Here is a 14,963-nt window from a genome sequence, read left to right on the forward strand (position 1 = left end):
TGACAAGCCATATCAGACTTAGCCATAAAATAACTGACATGAGCAAAAATGGCAACCTTATCATTGAAAAAGAAACAGGAAATGTTTCAAATCTCTGATGTATGAAAATCAATTTTTGATTAGGATTGACCTTTTTTTGATAACAGATTTTTTTTTCATTAGTGTTTTTTCAACTAAAAAGCCTCCAGAGGAGGCCTTAAAAAACACAAATGATGAAAAAAATTTTTATATATCAGAAATAAAATAATTAATCTTTTTTCAAAAATATACTAGTTATTATTATTATTTTATGATTGAACTCATAAAATAGTTTTTATTTTATCTTACCAATTTCAAATTAAACAATAGTAAATTCTTGTAAAATAAGAAAAATATATCAATTATACTATGACTAAAGATATGTTTTTCATGGATATTCTTTTATAGTTTTACACATTAAATTAAACTTAACTCAAAAAAACGTGATAAAATTTTCTATACTTATAGCCAACTATAATAATGGAAAGTATTTTAGGGACTGCTATAATTCATTAGTCAATCAAACTTATGAAAATTGGGAAGCCATCATTGTTGACGATGCCTCTACGGATGATTCAGTAGAAGTTATAAAGTCAATTATCAAAGATGACCCCCGTTTCAAACTGTATCATAATGCAGTGAATCAGGGCTGTGGATTTACCAAGAGAGAATGCATGAAATATGCAGAGGGAGAGCTATGCGCCTACCTTGACCCTGATGATGCTATCTATACACAAGCGTTGGAAAAAACAATCAATGAATTTGCCAATACAACCGATATTGTTGCTACCTATTCTCAAATGATGCTGTGTGATGATAATCTTGTCCCTGATAAGATTTTTGCCAGCACCAAACAAGTTTACAACAGCCGGTATTTTTTTAATTGCCCTATTCAGTTTGCCCATTTTTTTACTTTTAAAAAAGAAGCGTATTTAAAAACCTCGGGTATTAATCCAGCACTTAGAAGCGCTGTAGATCAGGATCTGTATTTGAAAATTCTGGAATATGGTGATGTAAAATACATCAAAGAACCTTTATACCTCTACAGACTTCATTCCGATGGCATTTCACAGCACAGCAGTAAGCAGGGAGCAAAAGAATCATTTGCTAAAGTGATTTATGATACCATGAAAAGAAGAGGAATTAAGAAGATCAACAATCTCAATGTTCCTGAAACCTACACCAATTCCGAAGAGATCTACCGACTCCTGGCTTATCAGACCAGTACTCTTCATCGTTTGATCAACAAGATAAAAGTAACTCTACATTTATAATAAACAGCTCCTCATTTTTTGAGGAGTTTTTTTATCATCAGATCATAAGTATGAAATACAATTTCTTAACAGAGAATTATTTACAATACCTTTTAGCGGGTATATCTAAAGCTATTATTTGAAAAATACTTAACCTTAGGTCTTTAGTTGATGAGTAAAATCATCCCCCCATTAAAGGTTATTTTCTTCATTAATCATACAAAGAAAAGACCTCCAATCAGGAGGCCTAAAAAACACAAATGATGAAAAAAATCTATTCAGAAAAATCCAAACAGAATATCTTAAAATTGTTTACTATTTATGTTATAATTACATCTATGATTGATTTTACCACGAATGAAATAATGAGTATAAATTAAGTAAACAAAGTAATTAACTTAATAATTAATTAAAAACACTCTTTTAAGAGGTTGGTAAATTTACTAAATATTTTGTTTTATGCAATATTATTCTTCCCAAGTTATTGGAATATATACTGTAATATATCCGTCAGCATCTACTTGGGCATCTGAAACAGTCGCTACAACTGATCCATAGCCAGTCCAGGCACCTTGTCCCTGCATTGCAGAAAAAGTATAGGTTCCTTCAGGGATTCCTTCATAATACTGAGGTAAAGCCTGAAAACCTCCACTGTAATACGTATCATACACATCTCCCGTAGCCATATTTTCAGCAAGAAAACTTCCTACATCATGACTTCCGGAAAGAATTTTTGTTCCGTTTTTAGAAAGCAAACCATATCGTATTTTATAAGTTTGTGCTTTTGTTTCACTCTTTGATACCTCTGGACGTGCTTGCGACTCTGTCTTCATCCCGTTATCAGTAGAAGACCATGAAACAGCAGTACCCAACAATCCGATGAAAGCCAGTGCTGTAAATGTTGTTTTTTTCATATTGAAAGTAATTTAGTTTCTCAAAATTAATGATCTCAGATTAATTCAACGAAAACTATTAATTAATTAAAATTTACAATTGTTCAAAAAAACTTTTAATTTTCCAACACTGAAAAACTTCTGAATAAATAGCAAGAACTGTACTAGAATACAAAGTTTTCATACGACATTTATCATGTTTCATTTATTAACATTTATCCATTTTGATAATTTTAACATCCTTTAACTGAAATTTGGCTTCATAATTGGAAATAAAACTAAAACTACAGTCGTTTAGGCTCTAGCTTATTAAAATTTGAATTATGAAAAAGGTAATATTAGCCGGTTTTTTATCCGTTTTTTTAATGACGGCCTGCAAAAAAGATGATAACAACAGCGTTGCTGAAAAGTCTCTGGAAGTACAAAAACTTGAGTTTCAAGCTAAGCAGCTTGAAATAGAAAAGCAGAAACTAGCCATTGAAAAGGAAAAGCTGGTTTACGAAGCACAGAAAAAATCTGACAGTATCTCAGAAAGCAAGAAAGCAAAAGCTGCAAATAATTCAAAGCCACAGGTGATAAGAGAAACCAGAACCATCTACAGAGATAGAAACTCCGGTTCTAGTTCTAACTCTAACTCCAATTCCGGAGGAAGCAATGGAGACTATGCAGATAACGGAAGCAGTTCTTCACAAGGTACAACTACAAAAAAAGGGATGAGTAAAGCTGCTAAGGGAACCATCATTGGTACTGTAGGTGGGGCTGCTGCAGGAGCTATTATCTCTAAGAACAACAGAGGTCTTGGAGCTGTAATTGGTGGTGTCGTAGGTGGCGCTACAGGATATGCCATAGGGAGATCAGGAGACAGAAAAGACGGCAGAGTACAGCCACGCAGATAATATTTTTTCACAATACAATATAAAGATTGCTTATTTTTAAGCAATCTTTTTTTATGATACTGATTCTTTTTTCTGCTATTTTTATCATACCTGTCTTGATAGGTGCAGGTAAAATCATGGACTTTTTCTGGGGCAGTCCTCTTCCGGGTCTTGCAGGAAAAGCTTTAGCAGGTATTTTAGGAATAAGCATAGGATGGACCCTTTTTTCTTTTTTTATTCCCCTGAATATTTATGTAGAAATAGGTACTCTTGCATTAGGATTTCTTTTCTTTTTTAAAAATAAACTGTACCGGGAGTTATACCACTTTTCGGGAAAGGATATTTTTTTAATGACCACAGTATCATTTATTATTATGTTAGCCGGTACATTTTCTCCATATATACTAGATCATTTTGGCTATTATGTACCCACCATAAAATGGCTTACTGAATATGGATTGATAAAAGGAATTTCCAACCTTGACTTTACATTGGGGCAAATGTCTATATGGCATATTTTCCAGGCCGGGTTCTCAAATTTCTCAGATCCCTTTTTAAGAATCAATACCATCCTATTGATCATTTATACCATTTATATTACTGAAAGAAAAGCATGGATTCATCTATGTTTTCTCCCTGTATTATTATTGTTCTCACAATCACCAAGCCCCGATCTTCCAGTGATTGCTCTTTCTTTAATTATTTTGAATGAAATAACAGCAGGAAACAGAAACACAACACTTCTTTTTGCATTTTCCATTTTTATTTTTGCCATAAAGCCTACCATGATCTGGCTGCCCATACTCACTTTCCTTTGTGCTGTTTTTATTTTTAAATCAGATTTTAAAAAACTGCTTTTTGGAATTTTTATTCTCCTCGTATTTTTTGCAAAAAACATCTGGACATTTGGCTATCCTATATTTCCTGTTGCCATTGGCGAATTGGGAATGCCCTGGAAACCTAACCCCGAGATCTTAAAAACTTCTTCACAATATGCCATTCAGAAAACTTATGATATGCAGTATTCCTATGAAGAAATTCAAAGGTTCTCAACATTTGATCACATCAGAAACTGGTTTCTCCTAGACGGAATAAAATCCAACATCAACATCCTGTTTATTGTAAGCCTGATTGCTTTCTCAGCATTTGCCTGGATCAAAAAAAGAAAGCTGATCTCTTTACTCTGTATTTCAGTATTGATAAAAAGTATACTTGTGCTTGCTTTTTCAGCTCAATACAGATTTTTTATAGACGTGTTCTTTGTGATATTTTTTATATTCTGTTATGAATATTTTGACAAACGAAAATCAATCACCGTTTTCTCAGCTTTGAGTATATTCTTTATTTCCATATTGTCTTTCCCCAATTTCATTCAGGAACATCTTCCAAGTTTTAGACCCGGAAATTTCATCGCCGGATTTGAAAAAAAACAATTTTACCAACCATCAACCTATGAATATCAGCAATACAACACCTTTGAGGTTGGCAATTTAAAATTCAATGTTTCTAAAAATTATCCTTTTAATTTTGACACTCCTCTTCCCGCCATATCAACAAGTTTTATTTTTGACGACGTCAAAGCAGGAATATTCCCTCAACTTTCCGATAAAAAGGATATCAGAAAAGGATTTATCTGGAAAAAGTTCATTTCCAGAGAGAAAATGGAAGCAGAACATGTTATCAATAATATCAAAGACACTGATAAATAGAACAAATACTGAAACTTTATTATCTGGAGAAAAAAAGGTAATTTTGTATTATGTTCAACACATTAGGTAATCTTCTTAGTCTTACAACATTTGGAGAAAGTCACGGAGTGGCTTATGGCGGTATCATCAATAATTTTCCGGCAGGTTTAACGGTAGATCTCGAAAAAGTTCAGCACGAACTGAACCGAAGAAAACCGGGGCAGTCTGCTATTGTTACCCAAAGAAAAGAAAGTGACACAGTAAAGTTTCTTTCAGGAATTTTTGACGGAAAAACAACGGGTACACCAATCGGTTTTATCATCGAAAACGAAAATCAGAAATCAAAAGATTATGACCATATTGCTGGTGCATATCGTCCAAGTCATGCTGATTTCACCTATGACCAGAAATTTGGGTTTAGGGATTATCGTGGAGGCGGAAAATCTTCAGCAAGAGAAACAATGAATTGGGTAGTTGCGGGTGCATTTGCCAAACAGCTTCTACCGGAACTTGAAATAAATGCTTACGTTTCTTCTGTAGGAGATATCTTCTGTGAGAAACCTTATCAGGCCTTGGATTTTTCTCAGACAGAAAGCAATGACGTACGTTGTCCGGATGCGGAAACTGCTGAAAAAATGATTTCAAAAATTAAAGAAATCAAAAAAGAAGGCAATACCATCGGTGGAACTATTACCTGCGTTATTAAAAATGTTCCTGTGGGAATTGGTGAACCTATATTTTCAAAACTTCAGGCAGAACTGGCAAAAGCAATGCTGAACATCAATGCATGTAAAGGTTTTGAATATGGCAGTGGATTCTGTGGAGCAAAAATGACCGGAAAGGAGCATAATGATGCTTTCAATACAGATTTCACTACAAAATCTAATCTTTCAGGAGGGATTCAGGGTGGAATTTCCAATGGAATGGATATTTACTTCCGTGTAGCATTCAAACCTGTAGCCACTATTTTAAGACCTCAGGACAGTATAGATAAAGAAGGAAACCCTGTCATTGTAGAAGGAAAAGGACGTCATGATCCATGTGTAGTTCCAAGAGCAGTTCCTGTAGTAGAGGCTCTGGCCGCATTCGTATTGGCTGATCTTTTTTTGATCAACAAAACAAGAAATATCAATAATTTTTAAACATAATTTTTTGGTAATGAAAAATTACTGGGATAAAGGAATTTCATTTGAAGAATACCTTCAAATTGCAAAACAAAGATTAGAAAATCCAGCTGACCAACAGGAAGCGGACTACAAACAATATTACGAACTGGGACTTCAGAGAATGGACAGAACTCTTAAGAAGTATGTTCCCGATGAAGACCAGTTGAAGGAATTAGCTGATAAAAATTTCGATGGAAAGATTTTAATTATTTCCGAGGCATGGTGTGGAGATGCAAGTGCTACTGTACCTGCTCTTTTTAAATTTTTTGAAGGCCATAATGAAATCAGAGTTTTCCTGAGAGACAGTGATAAAAGCCTGATCAATCAGTTTTTAACCAATGGAACAGAGTCTATTCCTAAGGTAATTATCCTGGATAAAGATTTTAACGTAAAAAATTCATGGGGTCCGCGTCCAAAATATGGATATGAACTGCTTATGAAATATAAAGCTGATCCTGAAGGATATCCAAAAGACAGTTTTTACAATGATCTGCAGATTTATTATGCAAGAAACAGAGGTAAAGATTCTATTCAGGAAATTTTAGATTTATTATAAAATAGATCTGACACTTATTAACAGTAAAAAATAGTAAATGAAAAAGAACATTATTTATATTGTACTCATCGTCATTATTGGCATCATTGCTTTTGTGCCGGGAATAAGGAATTTTATGAAAGATCAGTTCTTTCCTATTGCTACTATTGAAAATGCTGTACATGTAAGTGAAGAAGATTATGATATCGACCTTAAAGGAATTAATGCTCCAAGCACCAACCTTAAAAACTTTAAGAATAAAGCTGTTTTTCTGAACTTCTGGGGAACATGGTGTCCACCGTGCAGAAAAGAATGGCCTACTATTCAGAAGCTATATGATTCCAGAAAAGATAATGTTGATTTCATCCTTATTGCCATGAATGATAAGGAAGAGGACGTAAGAAAATTTTTGAAAGAAAATAATTATACTGTTCCTGTGTATATTGCTCAAAGTCCTATTTCTGAAAAAATTCTTCCTAAAGTATTTCCTACCACTTTTCTTTTAGATAAAACAGGGAGGATTATTATTAAAGAAGATGCATATAGAGATTGGAACACAGAGACTGTGCATCAGTTCATTGACAATATTATTAAATAATCATTTTTAACTAAATTTTATAATTTGTTGGTATAAGATTTGCGAAATTAACATCGTTGAAAAACTTATTTAAAACCAAACACAAAATGAAATATTCAAAGTTAAACATTGCTAAAGAAGCTATCAATCACAAAGGTTTTGTGAGAAAGATTCCCGACATATTCAGAATGGTAAAAATGTGGAGAAAAGGAGTTTATCCAATGAAATCCATTGACATCATTCTTCCTTTACTCGGAATTTTATATATCATCTCCCCTATCGACCTTCTTCCTGAATTTGCCATACCGGTACTTGGAGTAATGGATGACTTAGCGGTATTATCGTTAACTATCCCCAAGCTCATCAAAGAAGTTGATAAATTTTTACTTTGGGAAGCCGAGCAAAAATATAGCGGAGCCAAAGTTATTGATGCTGAAATTATAAAATAATAGTTTATTATAGTCTTTAAAACCATCCTTCAGGGTGGTTTTTTATTTACAAATAGGTGATAAATTTTTAAGCCTTATTTCAAATCCTTAAATTTGCAATATCTAATAAAAAATAATGGAAAGTAAAAAAGAATTCTTCTTAGAGTGTTACAAGCTGGGTATCATCAAATTCGGTAGGTTTACCTTAAAAAGTGGTATTGAGAGCCCATTTTATGTAGACTTAAGACCTTTGGCTTCAGATCCGAAAATTTTAAAAAATCTTGCCAACTACTTATTGGAAATGCTTCCATTAGATAATTTCGATCTAATCTGCGGAGTTCCTTATGCTGCACTTCCGATGGCTACTGCGATGTCATTGGAAAGTTATATTCCATTAATTATTAAAAGAAAAGAAGCTAAAAGCTACGGTACCAAAAAGCTGATTGAAGGTATTTATCAGAAAGGTCAAAACTGTCTTTTGGTGGAGGATGTTATTACTTCAGGAAAATCTTTGCTGGAAACGATTCCTGAAATCGAGCAGGAAGATCTGAAAGTTTCAGATATTGTTGTGGTTTTAGACAGAGAACAGGGAGGAAAGCAACTTTTGGAAAGCAAAGGATACAGAGTACATACTCTTTTCAACATTTCAGAAGTATGTGTTATTCTTCAGGAAACAGGAGAATTATCTGATGAAGAAGTAAAAAGAATTCAGGACTTCCTACAGGGGAATCATATTCAGTTTGAAGAAGAGACCAGAGCTTCATATGAGCAAAAGCTGAGCAGTACTCAGCATTCTGTTTCAAAGAAATTATTAGAAACCGCTTTGGCAAAAAAATCTAACCTTATTGCTTCTGCAGATGTTACGACAACACAGGAACTATTGGATTTTGCTGAAAAAGTAGGACCTCATATCATTGCTTTGAAAACACATATCGATATCATCTCAGATTTTGACTATGCAAAAACAATTAGCCCATTAAAAGCAATTGCTGAAAAGCATCAGTTTTTATTAATGGAAGACAGAAAATTTGCAGATATCGGAAATACTCAGGAACTTCAGTTCACCAGTGGAGTTTTCAAAATTACAGATTGGGCAGATTTTGTGACATCACAGGTTATCGGGGGATTTGAATCATTGGATTGCTTTAAAAATGTAGGAGTAGTAGCCATCGTAGGAATGTCTTCTAAAGGAGCTTTAACGACTGCGAGCTATCGTGAAGATGCTTTAAAAGTAGCTTTATCCCATCCTAATGTAATTGGTGGTGTATCCCAGAATAAAATCCCGGAAGATCTTTTATTATTCACCCCTGGAGTGAATCTAGCCGATTCGGGTGATGGTAAAGGCCAGCAGTACAATACCCCTGAACATGTATTTAAAACCTTACATACAGATTTCATCATCGTAGGAAGAGGAATTTATAAATCAGACAATCCGGAAGCTTCAGCGATTACTTATAAAACTGAGGGTTGGAATGCCTATATTAATTCTTTGGAAAAAAAGACAACTCAGGGTTAAAATCCTATAAAGTATTTACAAAATAAGTTATATTTGGTACTTTATCACTTATATTTGAAAAAGATCACGATTTGCCTTATTTTGTTTTTAGGAGTTGTACAGGTTTCTGCACAAAAAGACAGCATATACATTGAAGCAAAGTTGTCTGCTGACAGAAAAACGCTTGAAGTCAATCAGGAAATTGTTTATTACAATCATTCTGATAAGCAGCTTCAAACCATAAAACTCCTGAACTGGATTTCCGCCTATCATAAACGTGGAACCTCACTTGTCTATAGAAAGCTGGAAGACAGAAACAATGATCTGCACTTTGCAAAAGCTGATCAGCTGGGTAAACTTCTGGAGCTGAATATTAAAAATTCAGAAAACCAGCCCATTTCTATCAATGCTCTTTCGGATGAGAATTTATTTCTTCCACTAAAAGAGGCATTACAGCCCGGCGAAGCCGTTACTTTGAAATTACAGTACCGGATACAGCTTCCTGATAAAACATTTACAGGATATGGTACAGCCGACCAGAATACTGCTTTAAAATATTTCTTTATTGTTCCGGATCAATTTGATCCGGACAATATTTCTAAAAAAGAATATCGTGATATTGAAGAATCTGTAAGTTTCAATACTTTCTGGACCGTCAATTTTGATATTCCTGTCAATAGTTTTATTGAAAGTAATCTTCCGCAGGTTCAGATGAATTCTTTTAAAGGGTATCTGGATTCTGACCCTGAATTTATAATCTCCACCAACAGTTATCCTTCTATTAAGGTTGATGTTGATGGCTTCAGTTCTGAAGTTAAATTCGGATACAATCTGAAACCCGAAGAAAAACAAAACTTGGAATTCCTCCTGCCTTTACAATTGAAATTTCTTAAAGATAAAATTGGTTTTATTCCACAGACACTTTTCATTTCGGATAAATTCAGAGCTAAGGAAGACTTTTTCGGGAATAATGATATTAGATTCTGGAAATTCAGATTTCAGTTATTTACAGATGCTGAAAAAACCGATCTTGATTATTTTGGAATCATAACAAAAAAAATCCTTGATGAGAATATCATTGCTGATAAAGAGAAAGATCACTGGTTTAAAAATGGTTTAAAATCTTATCTTGAGATTCAGTATCTGAAAAAATTCTATAAAGACACCAAACTTTTAGGCGCCCTTCCGGAGACCAGATTATTCGGAATTAAACCTTTAAAAATATTTCACGCATCCAAAGTGAAACTTTTGGATCGGTATGGATTGGCTTACCAATATATCATGCTGCAAAATCTAGATCAAAAGATTGACGACAATTTCTCTTCATTAAGTAACTTTAATGACATGGCTGTCAGCAGCTTTGAAACAGGAAGTCTATTTGATTATTCGGCAGATAAAATGGGGAATGACACCTTCAATGGGGTTGTAAAAAATTATATTTCACAAAACTCCGGAAAAAAAATAAAGCCTGAAGAATTCCTGAGTGACCTCAGTGAAAAAGATAAAGCCTCAGGATACCTCACCAATTTTCTTAAGCAGAAAAACAGGGTTAACTTTAAGCTGAAAAACATAAGAAAAGAGAACGATTCTCTACATATCAAAATCACAAAAAATATAGGCGCCTCCATTCCTGTAAAACTGGAAACCCAAACCCGGGAGGGAGAGAAAAAAGCCTATTGGATAGAAACAGAAGAAAATAAAAATAATAATGAATTATTTCTTCCTGCGTCAGATAATATTTATAAAGTCACCTTAAACACAGGCTATAGCTTCCCGGAATCAAATTACAGGGATAATTTCCTGTACGCAAAAGGTATATTTTCGAATGCTAAAAAAATCAAGCTAAAACTCATCAAAGACATTCCGGATCCTGAATACAATGAGATCTATATCAGTCCGAGAGTACGTTTTAATAATACCTACGATAAATTTCTTTTAGGAATCAATCTTAAAAACCAATCATTCTTTGATCAGAAATTTTTGTATTCATTTACACCAATGTACAGTTCAGGAACAGGAAAGCTAACCGGATCGGGAGCAGTCTCCTATTCTTTTCTACCTGCTGAAAGTATCATTCGAAGCCTTACTTTTGGAGTTTCCGGATCTTATTTCCACTATGATTATGGATTGGCCTACCGAAAAGCATCGGTACTTTCTAATATAAGCTTTAGGAAAGATCCCCGAAGTACCATAAGCAGAAGCATTGGGATGTCTTATAATTATTTCGACAGAGATCTCAGCCCTGTTATGATTGCTAATAATGATTACAAAAAGTATAACCTATGGAGCTTTGGGTATGGCTATAGTGACAATCAGATGATTCATGAAAAGAGTTTCAGCATCAGCACACAGGGAATGGAAGATTTCAATAAAGTTACAGCTGAAGCCTTTTACAGATGGGAATTTGCCCCAAAACAAAAACTGAGTTTACGTCTATTTGCGGGATACTTTTTAAGAAATGACACCCGAAATAATTTATTTAATTACGGAATTTCAAGGGTTTCAAATTATGCTTTTTCCTACAGTCTTTTGGGTGAAAGTGCCAACAGTGGTATCCTTTCTCAGCAATTTATTTTGGCTGATGGAGGTTTCAAATCATTTATACCGGGCTCCGTTAATAAATGGATTACTTCCTTCAATGTAGATTCCAGTGTATGGAAAATATTTCATGTATATGCTGATGCAGGGATCTATAAAAATCAAGACCGTCCCACAAAATTTATCTGGGACAGCGGTATAAAAGTAAGAATTATTCCGGATTTCCTTGAAGTTTACTTCCCAATACAGTCTTCTCTTGGGTTTGAACCTTCATTTAAAGACTACGCAAAACGGATCAGATATACTCTTGTTCTCAATCTGGGGACCATTATTAATGCTGCCAGAAGAGGTTGGTATTAAACAATGGCTATATTTTTAATGCCGGGTATTAACGAAGTACTAAAAAAATAAAAGGCTATCTTAGTGTAAGGTAGCCTTCTCTATAAAAAACTAATCCCTTACAATTTTCTGAGAAATAGGGACATTATTAATTGTTCCTGTTACAATATAAGTTCCTTTAGGTAATTCTGCAATATCGAGAGCTAAGGCCGTCTTTGTAGGGGCTTTTTTCACGACACGTCTGAAGGTATCATACACTTTGACATCAGTAATTTCGGATCCGAAAACAATTTCATTACCTTTTATAAATGGATTTTGTACAAAACCGGACTTTGCAGTACCCTCAAGAGAGAAATCAACCTGATTGTCATTGCTGCTGCCCATTATCCTTTTGATCCCCGTTGTTATTGTTGGAGACGGAGCCGGGCCGTCACCCATAAACTGATCTGCGTTGGAGCCATATCCTACAAAATCCAGTACATTGGATGATATAGGTCCGGGAACCTGCACATTATTGGCAGCCAATGCAATTTTTCCGGAAACTCCTGAAATATGTAATCCCTTTGACTGATTAGGAGTTGCATCAAAATTGGTTACCGTTGTGGCAATATAATCCGGAGTTGGCAAATTTATGGTCCCACCACTAATCCCAGCCTCCTGAATCAGGTAGGTTTGATCCGGATTCAGGGTAAAATCCGGTAACGTATGATATTGATTAAATGCTCCTACTGCAGGGGCATACTGAATAGTAGCTCCGGATAAAGAAACGGGAACATTTCCTATATTTTTTAATACAATATAATTATTTTTTAATACAGCCCCGGAATTTTCATTCCCTCCGTAGATCTCATTGATAACGATTTGAGCATGTGCCACTACAGCAAACAGTATTAATCCTGCAATAGTAAATATTTTTTTCATGGGTGTATAATTTTAGCAACAAATTTGAATTAAAAATATCAAAAACAGTACCATATAATTGAAAAATTAATAAGAAAAATTACAATAAATAAGGATTTGTTAATATAAAAAAAGCCACTCATTCAAGGAAATGAGTGGCTTCTATTTTATCTAAAATCTTCGTTTTAGTCTTTCAATATTTTTTGAGATACCGGCTGATTGTTTACAGTGCCGGTTACAATATAGTTTCCTTTTGTAAGTTCAGCTACGTTGACAGCTCCGTTTTCTTTTACAGAAGCCGTTTTCACAACTTGTCCATACATATTGAAAACTTTTACATCTTTTACATCAGCTCCAAAAGTAATTTCTCCGTTTTTAACGAAAGAATTTTTCACAAAGCTTCCTGATTTGCCATTTTTAAATTCTGAAACAGCCAATGTTGGAGAGTATACTTTGGCCACTAGATTATCAATGGAGATATTTCCAGTTCCTGAAGTGGCATTTCCACCCTGTCTGATAGCCACCCCACCAATTGTTGCAGAAGCAGCTCCTGTTCCCGTAGTGTTTGTAAGTAATGGTTGTGAATTGATTTGTAAAGTTGCCGTATTTGTACCTGGAGTTACTGTATTATCAATAATATAGGTCACTGTAATATTGGCAGGTGTTCCATAAGGAATTTCAGTTCCATAAGTAGGCGTTACGGTTCCGGCACCGTTATTCAATACTCCTAAAGTATATCCCGTTGCACTTCCTTTCGCATAAAGTCTTGCGTTAAAATTATTTCCCGGGTTAGCCCCTGAAGTAACTGTAAACATTAAAAAGTAATCTCCCGATGTACTTAGACCCGTTGCAGTTGCTACATTAATTGTAGCAGAATATTCAGCTTTGTTAACAGCGGTTGAACTAATTGTATACAAAGACGAAAATGCTTTGTTTACATCTTCTGTATTCCCTGCCACTAGATTAGCAGCATTTCCGTTAGATGTCAATTGTCCCGGCGTTGCTCCACTGTGAGTAACCCATCCATTTGCATTAAGAGCTCCTGTAAAACTAAAATCTTCCGTCAAAACGGTAGTTTGCGCATTCATAAAACCAATAGCAGAAGCTATTCCCAAAATAGTAAAGATTTTTTTCATTATATGATGATTTAAATTTATAGTCTAAAAGTACAAAAAAACCGTCACCCAATTCAAGTGACGGTGCATATTTAACAATTAGTTAAAATTATCTTTTAATAACCTTCTCAGAAACGTTTTTACCGTTTACAATTCCTGTTACAAAATAAATACCTTTTTGAAGTTCAGCTACATTTAAACTTCCATTTTCTCTCACTGAAGCTGTTTTGATCAATTGTCCACTTATATTGAAGATTTTAACTTCTGATTGTACTCCGAAGTAGATTTCATTTTCAACTGAAGTGTTTTTAACAAAAGATTTGCTTGAAATTCTATTTTCTCCTGTTGCCAAGGTTCCTCCCTGAGGTGTTAAAGAAAAGTCATCTATAGCAAGACCGTCATCAGACTGATCGGCATTAAAATCAACAAATCTGATCCAAAATGTTTGTCCTACAGGAATATTTAATGCAGCAATTGTAGAGCTAAGTGCAGTTCTGTAGCTTGCAGCATTCCCATCTCTTGCTCCTGCTGTTCCTGTAGCATTAGTTGTTTCATAAGTTAAAGCTGAAACGGCAGTCCATGTTCCTGTCGTTAATGAGGTAGCATCCGTACTGTACTCAAATATAATCTTATCATTACTCCCTCTGTTCAGTTGTCCCATTCTCCACTCTTCACCAGTATAAGATATTTGAAGATCTGTAATCTGATTTCCCGTATCATTTTTAAACTGAGCTCCCCATCTTGACAATAAGTTACTGCTCGCCACAGATCCTAGTGCTCTATCAGTACTCCCTGCTGATCCATAACTATAAGTATTACCAGCATTTAATGCTCCTGTATCTGCTGCATACGTAGTATTGGCATTAGCACCCGTCTCTACAATGCTCCATCCTGCTAAACCACCGGTTAAGGCCAGAGAACCTGTTCCAGTATTTACTAATTCATCAAAATTTTGAGTGTAAGGAGTGTTTAGTGTCGTTAAGCTAATTTGACCAAATGCAAAACCTGTTAAACAAAATAAAGCTAACGAATAAAGTTTTTTCATGATTAAAATTTAAATATTAATAATTTCAACCGCTAAATTATATCAAATATTTAGTCATTCGCAATAATTATATTAATTTTCTGTTAATAATACTAAAC

Annotated in this window: 13 protein-coding genes; 9 read left to right on the forward strand and 4 right to left on the reverse strand. The window is 34.5% G+C overall.

What is annotated here, in order from left to right; genetic code table 11:
- Positions 1-461: 461 nt before the first annotated feature.
- On the forward strand, positions 462-1,292 hold the full coding sequence (locus JML65_RS16810; RefSeq protein ID WP_273635240.1) for a glycosyltransferase family 2 protein: 831 nt from the start codon (positions 462-464) through the stop codon (positions 1,290-1,292).
- A 446-nt stretch (positions 1,293-1,738) separates the two neighbouring features.
- Here the strand turns inward: JML65_RS16810 and JML65_RS16815 are convergent, their stop codons facing one another.
- Positions 1,739-2,185 (reverse strand): hypothetical protein, encoded by a 447-nt coding sequence (locus JML65_RS16815; RefSeq protein WP_202271504.1) that lies wholly within the window; start codon positions 2,183-2,185, stop codon positions 1,739-1,741.
- A gap of 302 nt (positions 2,186-2,487) precedes the next feature.
- On the opposite strand from JML65_RS16815, the gene JML65_RS16820 reads away from it, so the two are divergent.
- The 8 genes from JML65_RS16820 to JML65_RS16855 all read left to right on the forward strand — a co-directional run bounded on the left by JML65_RS16820 (position 2,488) and on the right by JML65_RS16855 (position 11,826).
- The gene (locus JML65_RS16820) at positions 2,488-3,060 is read left to right on the forward strand and encodes a YMGG-like glycine zipper-containing protein (RefSeq protein WP_115920564.1); all 573 of its coding nucleotides are present in this window, start codon (positions 2,488-2,490) and stop codon (positions 3,058-3,060) included.
- Positions 3,061-3,176: 116 nt separating this feature from the next.
- Positions 3,177-4,748 carry an LIC_10190 family membrane protein gene (locus JML65_RS16825; RefSeq protein WP_237390920.1) on the forward strand — a complete coding sequence of 524 codons (1,572 nt, stop codon included), beginning with the start codon at positions 3,177-3,179 and terminating at the stop codon, positions 4,746-4,748.
- A 50-nt stretch (positions 4,749-4,798) separates the two neighbouring features.
- Complete coding sequence (gene aroC, locus JML65_RS16830; protein ID WP_202271506.1) at positions 4,799-5,869, forward strand: chorismate synthase; 1,071 nt, start codon at positions 4,799-4,801, stop codon at positions 5,867-5,869.
- 16 nt (positions 5,870-5,885) lie between these two features.
- Positions 5,886-6,449 (forward strand): thioredoxin family protein, encoded by a 564-nt coding sequence (locus JML65_RS16835; protein ID WP_202271507.1) that lies wholly within the window; start codon positions 5,886-5,888, stop codon positions 6,447-6,449.
- A 37-nt stretch (positions 6,450-6,486) separates the two neighbouring features.
- Complete coding sequence (locus JML65_RS16840; RefSeq protein WP_047490207.1) at positions 6,487-7,026, forward strand: TlpA family protein disulfide reductase; 540 nt, start codon at positions 6,487-6,489, stop codon at positions 7,024-7,026.
- Between the two features lie 86 nt (positions 7,027-7,112).
- Complete coding sequence (locus tag JML65_RS16845; protein WP_047490446.1) at positions 7,113-7,454, forward strand: YkvA family protein; 342 nt, start codon at positions 7,113-7,115, stop codon at positions 7,452-7,454.
- 115 nt (positions 7,455-7,569) lie between these two features.
- Positions 7,570-8,949, forward strand: a complete 1,380-nt coding sequence (pyrF, locus tag JML65_RS16850; protein ID WP_115920560.1) for an orotidine-5'-phosphate decarboxylase — start codon at positions 7,570-7,572, stop codon at positions 8,947-8,949.
- 54 nt (positions 8,950-9,003) lie between these two features.
- Entirely contained in the window at positions 9,004-11,826 is a 2,823-nt protein-coding gene (locus JML65_RS16855) for an aminopeptidase (RefSeq protein WP_237390921.1), read from the forward strand.
- A gap of 90 nt (positions 11,827-11,916) precedes the next feature.
- On the opposite strand, the gene JML65_RS16860 is transcribed toward JML65_RS16855, so the two are convergent.
- The 3 genes from JML65_RS16860 to JML65_RS16870 all read right to left on the reverse strand — a co-directional run bounded on the left by JML65_RS16860 (position 11,917) and on the right by JML65_RS16870 (position 14,865).
- Positions 11,917-12,726 (reverse strand): lamin tail domain-containing protein, encoded by an 810-nt coding sequence (locus JML65_RS16860; RefSeq protein WP_202271508.1) that lies wholly within the window; start codon positions 12,724-12,726, stop codon positions 11,917-11,919.
- 164 nt (positions 12,727-12,890) lie between these two features.
- Complete coding sequence (locus tag JML65_RS16865; RefSeq protein WP_202271509.1) at positions 12,891-13,841, reverse strand: T9SS type A sorting domain-containing protein; 951 nt, start codon at positions 13,839-13,841, stop codon at positions 12,891-12,893.
- Positions 13,842-13,929: 88 nt separating this feature from the next.
- Complete coding sequence (locus tag JML65_RS16870) at positions 13,930-14,865, reverse strand: T9SS type A sorting domain-containing protein (protein WP_202271510.1); 936 nt, start codon at positions 14,863-14,865, stop codon at positions 13,930-13,932.
- Positions 14,866-14,963: the final 98 nt, after the last annotated feature.

It is taken from the genome of Chryseobacterium sp. KMC2, assembly GCF_016756935.1.
Taxonomy (GTDB): domain Bacteria; phylum Bacteroidota; class Bacteroidia; order Flavobacteriales; family Weeksellaceae; genus Chryseobacterium; species Chryseobacterium rhizosphaerae.

Excerpts from the sequence above, each read along its gene's own strand:
- pyrF (WP_115920560.1), top strand. The coding sequence starts at position 7,570 with ATGGAAAGTAAAAAAGAATTCTTCTTAGAGTGTTACAAGCTGGGTATC.
- JML65_RS16865 (WP_202271509.1), bottom strand. The coding sequence starts at position 13,841 with ATGAAAAAAATCTTTACTATTTTGGGAATAGCTTCTGCTATTGGTTTT.
- JML65_RS16835 (WP_202271507.1), top strand. The coding sequence starts at position 5,886 with ATGAAAAATTACTGGGATAAAGGAATTTCATTTGAAGAATACCTTCAA.
- JML65_RS16815 (WP_202271504.1), bottom strand. The coding sequence starts at position 2,185 with ATGAAAAAAACAACATTTACAGCACTGGCTTTCATCGGATTGTTGGGT.
- JML65_RS16825 (WP_237390920.1), top strand. The coding sequence starts at position 3,177 with ATGGACTTTTTCTGGGGCAGTCCTCTTCCGGGTCTTGCAGGAAAAGCT.
- JML65_RS16820 (WP_115920564.1), top strand. The coding sequence starts at position 2,488 with ATGAAAAAGGTAATATTAGCCGGTTTTTTATCCGTTTTTTTAATGACG.
- JML65_RS16860 (WP_202271508.1), bottom strand. The coding sequence starts at position 12,726 with ATGAAAAAAATATTTACTATTGCAGGATTAATACTGTTTGCTGTAGTG.
- JML65_RS16870 (WP_202271510.1), bottom strand. The coding sequence starts at position 14,865 with ATGAAAAAACTTTATTCGTTAGCTTTATTTTGTTTAACAGGTTTTGCA.
- aroC (WP_202271506.1), top strand. The coding sequence starts at position 4,799 with ATGTTCAACACATTAGGTAATCTTCTTAGTCTTACAACATTTGGAGAA.
- JML65_RS16845 (WP_047490446.1), top strand. The coding sequence starts at position 7,113 with ATGAAATATTCAAAGTTAAACATTGCTAAAGAAGCTATCAATCACAAA.
- JML65_RS16840 (WP_047490207.1), top strand. The coding sequence starts at position 6,487 with ATGAAAAAGAACATTATTTATATTGTACTCATCGTCATTATTGGCATC.